1 protein-coding gene is annotated in these 2039 nt (G+C 69.7%); it reads left to right on the plus strand.

Annotated features, from left to right (window positions below):
* Positions 1–2039: type I polyketide synthase (locus BST12_RS28765; protein WP_139802044.1), on the plus strand; the 2039-nt coding region annotated here is incomplete at both ends.

Below are 2039 nucleotides of genomic sequence, written 5' to 3' on the forward strand. Positions count from 1 at the left end.
CGCCCACACCCCCCGCCTCACCCCGACCGCCGCGCTGACCCCTCCGGCGACTGCGGCCTGGCAACTCGCGACAACCGGCAAAGGCGACCTCAACAACCTGACTCTGCAACCCACCGAACTCACGGAACTGGCACCCGGACAAATCCGGGTCGCCGTGCGCGCGGCCGGCCTCAACTTCCACGACGTGGTCGTCGCCATCGGTGCCATCCCGGACGACGGACTCGGCGGTGAAGCCGCCGGCGTGGTCATCGACACCGCCCCCGACGTCACCACCCTGCGCCGCGGTGATGCCGTGATGGGGCTCTTCCCCAACAACGCCTTTGCCCCCACCGCCACCGCGGACCACCGAATGGTCGTCCCGGTCCCGCCGGCATTGTCGTTCGCCCAAGCGGCCTCGGTGCCGGTCGCGTTCTTGACCGCCTACATCGCCCTAGTGGAAATCGCCGGGTTGCGTGCCGGCCAGCGGGTGCTCATCCATGCCGGCGCCGGCGGCGTCGGCCAAGCCGCGATCCAGATCGCGCGCCACTTGGGTGCAGAGGTGTTTGCCACTGCCCATCCCAGCAAGCACCATGTACTGACCGGTCTGGGGGTGCCCGCCGAGCACATCGCCTCCTCACGCACCCTGGACTTCGCCGAAGCGTTCGCCAACGCCACTGACCACCAGGGCGTGGACGTGGTGCTCAACAGCCTCGCCGGCGACTTCGTCGACGCCTCGCTGCAACTGCTGCCCCGCGGCGGCAGCTTCGTCGAGATAGGCAAAACCGACATCCGGGTACCCAGCGAGATCGCCGTCGCCCACCCCGGCGTCAGCTATCGGGCCTACGACCTGCACGCCGCCGAACCGCAGGACCTCGAGCCGGCATGGACGGCCCTGAGCGAACTCTTCGCCACCGGAACCCTGCAGCCACTGCCCACCACCAGCTACGGCCTGCTGCAGGCTCGGCAAGCCTTCCGGGACATGAGCCAGGCCCGCCACACCGGCAAGATCGTGTTGATTCCTCCAGCCCGCTGGGATCCCGAGGGCACCGTGCTGATCACCGGCGGCACCGGCATGCTGGGCGCGGTATTCGCCGAACACCTCGTTACGGGCCACGGAATGCGGCACCTGCGGCTGGTATCCCGTCGCGGCCCCGACGCCCCTGGCGCCGCCGAACTGCAGCAGAAGTTGACCGAATTGGGCGCTGAAGTCACCATCAGCGCCTGCGACACCAGCAACCGTGCCGAGCTGGCCGCGCTGCTGGCATCCATCCCCACCCGACACCGGCTCACCGCAGTCATCCACGCCGGCGGCGTGCTCGATGACGCCGTGGTGACCGAATTGACCGGCGCCCAGCTGAATACGGTGCTGACGGCCAAAGCCGACACCGCCTGGCACCTGCACGAACTCACCGCCGACCAGGACCTGGCCGCGTTCGTCCTGTTTTCCTCGGCGGCGGGCACCCTGGGTAATCCCGGCCAAGCCAACTACGCCGCCGCCAACGCCTTCCTCGACGCCCTGTCCCACCACCACCCCGCGGCCACCAGCCTGGCCTGGGGCTACTGGCAGGGCGAGTCCGGAATGACAGCCCACCTCGGCGCCGTCGACCAGGCCCGGGTCACCCGGACCGCCTGGACCCCGATCACCACCGAGCGCGGCCTGGCCCTGTTCGACGCCGCCGTTGCTCACCAACAAGCCAACCTGTTCCCGGCGCCGGTCAACCCACGCAGCCTCAGCCAGCTCGCACAGCGCCACGCCCTGCCGCCGATACTGTCCGCGCTCACCAACGCGCGGCCGCAGGCGGCAACCACCGCCAGCCCGCACACCCTGTCCGCACGGCTGGCCGGCCAGACACCCGAACAGCGCCGGCAGACACTGACAGATCTCGTGGTCACCAGCACCGCGACCGTCCTCGCGCACCCCGACCCGGCCGCCCTCGACGCCGACCGGCCCTTCAAAGACCTCGGCATCGACTCACTAACGGCTCTCGAGCTGCGCAATGCACTCACCCAGCTCACCGGCCTCACCTTGCCCCCCACCCTGATCTTCGATCACCCCACCC

It is taken from the genome of Mycobacterium angelicum (assembly GCF_002086155.1).
Classification (GTDB): Bacteria; Actinomycetota; Actinomycetes; order Mycobacteriales; family Mycobacteriaceae; genus Mycobacterium; species Mycobacterium angelicum.